Source organism: Pseudomonas sp. P5_B2, assembly GCF_056400445.1.
Genome location: NZ_JBFULH010000346.1, coordinates 1 through 4,385, shown reverse-complemented (window position 1 = coordinate 4,385; position 4,385 = coordinate 1). Strand labels below are relative to the sequence as shown.

General features: G+C 59.2%; 4 protein-coding genes and 1 pseudogene. 1 reads left to right on the top strand and 4 read right to left on the bottom strand.

Going from position 1 to position 4,385, the window contains the following annotated elements:
* The 4 genes from AC1DRJ_RS20030 to AC1DRJ_RS20015 all read right to left on the bottom strand — a co-directional run.
* Positions 1-222, bottom strand: a 222-nt coding sequence (locus AC1DRJ_RS20030; RefSeq protein ID WP_477803676.1) for an insulinase family protein, incomplete at its 3' end; no start/stop codon positions are given.
* Between the two features lie 48 nt (positions 223-270).
* Complete coding sequence (locus tag AC1DRJ_RS20025) at positions 271-1,065, bottom strand: carbon-nitrogen hydrolase family protein (protein ID WP_477803675.1); 795 nt, start codon at positions 1,063-1,065, stop codon at positions 271-273.
* A gap of 12 nt (positions 1,066-1,077) precedes the next feature.
* Positions 1,078-2,760: a flavin monoamine oxidase family protein gene (locus AC1DRJ_RS20020; protein ID WP_477803674.1), complete on the bottom strand. Its 1,683-nt coding sequence runs from the start codon at positions 2,758-2,760 to the stop codon at positions 1,078-1,080.
* A gap of 232 nt (positions 2,761-2,992) precedes the next feature.
* The gene (locus AC1DRJ_RS20015; protein WP_008067391.1) at positions 2,993-3,454 is read right to left on the bottom strand and encodes an Lrp/AsnC family transcriptional regulator; all 462 of its coding nucleotides are present in this window, start codon (positions 3,452-3,454) and stop codon (positions 2,993-2,995) included.
* A gap of 184 nt (positions 3,455-3,638) precedes the next feature.
* Between AC1DRJ_RS20015 and AC1DRJ_RS20010 the strand changes: the two are divergent.
* Positions 3,639-4,385: pseudogene (locus tag AC1DRJ_RS20010) on the top strand (membrane-bound PQQ-dependent dehydrogenase, glucose/quinate/shikimate family); the annotation flags it as partial.

Below are 4,385 nucleotides of genomic sequence, written 5' to 3'. Positions count from 1 at the left end.
GGCCATCAGCCCTGCGCTTGCGGGAAAACGCTCGGTGCCAAGAAACAGCAAATGCTCAAGAAAGTGCGCCAGACCGGGCCAGGCCAGCGGCACATCGTGACTGCCCGCCGCGACCCGCAGCACCGCCGCGCAGCGCTTCAAATTCGGGGTGTGACGCAGCGTCACCTGCAAGCCGTTGGCCAGGGTTTCAGTGTGGGGGCGAGGGTGATTCAGCGCAGGCATGAGCACTTCCAGAACAGAGAAGCGCTAATGCTAGCGGATTACAGGGGATCAGCGCTTGTTAAGGTCGCCGTAAAGCTCGGGACGGCGATCAACGAAGTAGCGATTGGCGGCGCGTGAGTCGACCATCAACTGGCGATCCAGTTCGCCGACAATCAGCGCTTCATCCAGACCAGCCTGAGCGATGCGGCTGCCATCCGGAGCGGCGATGCTGCTCTGGCCGCAATAGTGGATCTCGTCTTCATGGCCGCAGTAGTTGGCATAGGCCACATAACACTGGTTCTCGAAGGCGCGGGCACGGACCGTGACGTCAGCGATGAAGTCGTAGGGAATCATGTTCGCCGTCGGCACCAGGATCAGTTCGGCACCGGCAAGGGCCAGACGTCGGGCGTTTTCCGGAAACTCCATGTCGTAGCAAATCAGGAAGCCAAGCTTCCAGCCGTTGAGTTCAACCAGCGGAAAATCATCTCCGCCGGGGCTGAACATCGAATGATCGAGATCGCCAAATAGGTGAGTCTTGCGGTAATTGCATAACCGTTCACCCTGGGCGTCGATCAACTGCACGGCGTTGTAGATCTGCCCATCCTCGGTGCGCTCCGGGTAGCCATACAAAATGGCGATCCCTGTAGCCTTGGCAATGCGCGCAATCTGTTGCGCCGACTCACCGTTGTGCACCTCCGCGAGGACGCTGACGGCATCGACGCCGATGTTGTAGCCGGTCAGAAACATTTCCGGAACCACTAGCAAGTCGGCACCTTTGGCCTCCAGCGCCAGTTGATGCAGACGTTGCAGATTGCCGGCGACATCCAGTGGCAGCGGTGGACATTGGTAAAGGGCTACGCGCATTTCGGATTCCTCTTACTCGGGCAGGGCGATCGGTCCGATCTCGTTGAACACATCTCCTGGACCCGGGTTCTCGGCGTGAGTTTCACCGCCGAAGTGTTTCATTATGCCCCACACCGCGTTGAGCGAGGTCTGTACCGCGCCTTCCACCCACGCCGGCGTCCACGAAACGTCGTCGCCAGCGATGAATATCCCGCGTTGTTCAGCTGGCATGTTGTCCTGCATGAAGTGCGCGTACATGCGTTGGTTGTAGCGGTAATGACCGGGCAGGGCACCTTTGAAGGCGCCGAGGAAATGTGGGTCGGCTTCCCACGACACGGTGATCGGGTCGCCGATGATGCGCGCAGCGATGTCGACTTTCGGGTAGATCTTCTTCAATGCGTCCAACGCCAGTTTTACGCGTTTTTCCACCGGCTGCGGGAGCATCTTCAGCGCATCGCTCATCCACGAGTACGACAGGCAAATCACCCCCGGCTTGTCGTCGCCGTTATCGAACAGATAAGTGCCACGGGTCAGGCGGTCGGTGAGGGTCATGCTCATCAGGTCGCGACCGGTTTCCGGGTCCTTGTCCTTCCAGAATGGGCGGTCGACCATCACGAAGGTCTTCGACGATTGCATGTAGCGGGTGCGGTCGAGGGCCATCCACATCTTTTGCGAAAACAGGGTTTCGTCGYATTCGATCTGGGTGGTCAGCAGCCAACTTTGGCAGGTGGTCAACACCGCGGCGTACTCGCGGGTATCGCCCCAGTTGTCGGTAACGGCAAAACGGCCATCGGCGGCATGGGCAATCTTTTTCACCCCGGTACGCGGCGCGCCATTGTGCAGCGAGCTGAGGCTGGTGCCTTCAGGCCAGTGCTCGCAATGCTCCGGCACATGCCGCCAAATGCCCTGAGGCACTTGTTCCACACCACCGACCACCAAGTGCTGGTGATCGTCGCAGTTGGTCATGACCACGCGGAAGATTTCCAGCATCGAGTTCGGGAAGTCCGAGTCCCATCCACCGGTGCCGAAACCAACCTGGCCGAACACTTCGCGGTGATGGAACGACAGCTTGGCGAAGGCTTTGGAGGTGGCGACGAAGTCGTAGAAGGTGCGGTCGTCCCAAAGTGGCACGAGGGTGTTCCACAGCGCTTTGAGGCGTGGCACGTCGCGGTCGCGGATCGCTTGCTGGATATCGGCGAACTGCGAGCCGGCTTCGAGCGCATCGGCCCAGGCGTCAGCCACTTCCTGGAATAACGCAGGAAGATCCGCCAGTTTCTGTGCGTAGTGGGTTTTGCCTTCCAGATCGATCACAGTGCTTCCCGACGCGGGCGTCAGCGGGTTCGGGAAGGGTTTGGTCTCAAGGCCAAGTTTGTCGACGTAGTGATAAAACGCGGTGGACGAAACCGGGAAACGCATGCCGCCAAGTTCGGCAATGATGCCTTCGGCGCCGTTGAACGCTTGGGAACGCAGGCGACCGCCCATTTTCGAGGCTTCGTAGACGACCGGTTTCAAGCCCAGTTTCATCAGCTCATAAGCCGCCACCAGACCTGCGATGCCGGCGCCGACAATCGCCACCTCGGCACCGTGGTTGTGCGCAGGAATGCTGCCCAGGCCAGCCGGGTGTTCGATCCAGTCGTCGAAGGCGAAAGGAAAGTCCGGGCCGAAAATGGTGACTGGTTTCTTACCGTCTGCAGGATGGCGATTATTCTTGTTCATGGCTGACCTTGCTGGCGACCCGACGCGGTATGCGCGTCTGAGTATAGGGAAAGATGGCAGCCATTCTAGTGAGCATAGAACACGTTAATAAGACGCAATGTGTCGTCGTTTTGCCAACAAACAAATCAATATGACGACAATACAGTTCAACCTGACGAAACCCGATCCCCTGTAGGAGTGAGCCTGCTCGCGATGAGGCCCGATCTGCCACGAGAGCACCCAAACCCAAAAGCTAAACCGGCTGCCCCCGATCAATCTTGCTACTCAAGATGATCGAGGTCGTCGTCTTCTCTACCCCGTCCACACTGCCAATCTGATCCAGCAACTGATCCAGCTGCTCCGGCGAGTCAGTACGCAACCACGCCACATAATCAAATTCGCCACTCACCGCACACAACTGCTGAACCTGCGCCATCGCACTGAGCCGACGCAGCACTTCTTTGCCGGAGCGTGGCTGCACGGTGATCCCGACATACGCCTGCAACCCGCCATCCACCACACGCTGACCGAGGCGAACACCGTAACCAGTGATGACCCTGGCTTTTTCCAGTCGCGCCAATCGCGAGGTCACGGTCGTGCGAGCGATGCCCAATTGTCGTGCCAGCATGGCCACGCTCTCGCGGGCGTTGATTTGCAGGGCTGCGATCAATTGGCGGTCGATCTCGTCCAGAACGGGTGGGCGTGTGTCAGGCAAGGGGCGTCTCCAGTGGCGTGGAACAATGGCTGAGCATGTTACAGGCTCGTTCGACAGGGCGCTTGTGGCCGATATTCGAACTGATCGTCTTACCGTTCGGTAAATTTTCACCTGCGACAAATTGCCATAAGTAACTAGGTAGTACATTATTCCGCGCTTGTCATAAATGGGGAAAATTACCGACATGAATAGTTCTGAGGCTGCCGTCGGCGGCAAATGGCTGCTGCGCGGTCTGGGTGTGCTCATTGCCTTGATCGGGCTTGGCCTGGCGGGTGGCGGCGGCTATCTGATTGCGCTTGGCGGCAGTGCTTACTTCTTGCTGATGGGCCTGGCGATGTTGGTGTCCGGGCTGATGATTGCCCGTTGCAAGCCACTAGGCGCGTGGCTGTATGGTCTGGCGTTGATCCTGACTGCGATTTGGGCCGTCTGGGACATCGGTTTCGAATACTGGCCGCTGGTCTCCCGTGTACTGGCGTTCGCTGTGATCGGTGTGGTAGTAGCGCTGATTTATCCGACGTTGGTGCGTTCTTCTGGCGCGACGGCGGGTCGCGGGGCTTATGGCTTGGCCGGTCTCCTTGGTGTCGGGGTCGTCGCAACGATGGCCTACATGTTCGTGCCGACGCATGTAGTCAAGGCCACCGTCGAACCGACGGTAACCCCGGTGGCGCCGGGCACAGAGCAAAAAGACTGGGCTCATTGGGGCAACACCACTGCCGGCAATCGATTTGCCGCGCTGGACCAGATCAACAAAGGCAATATCGACAAGTTGCAGGTCGCGTGGACCTTCCGCACGGGCGACATCCCTGAAAGTACCGGCGCTGGCGCCGAAGATCAGAACACGCCGCTGCAAATCGGCGACACGGTCTACACCTGCACCGCCTACGGCAAAGTCTTCGCCCTGGATGCGGACACCGGCGCCCAGCGCTGGAAG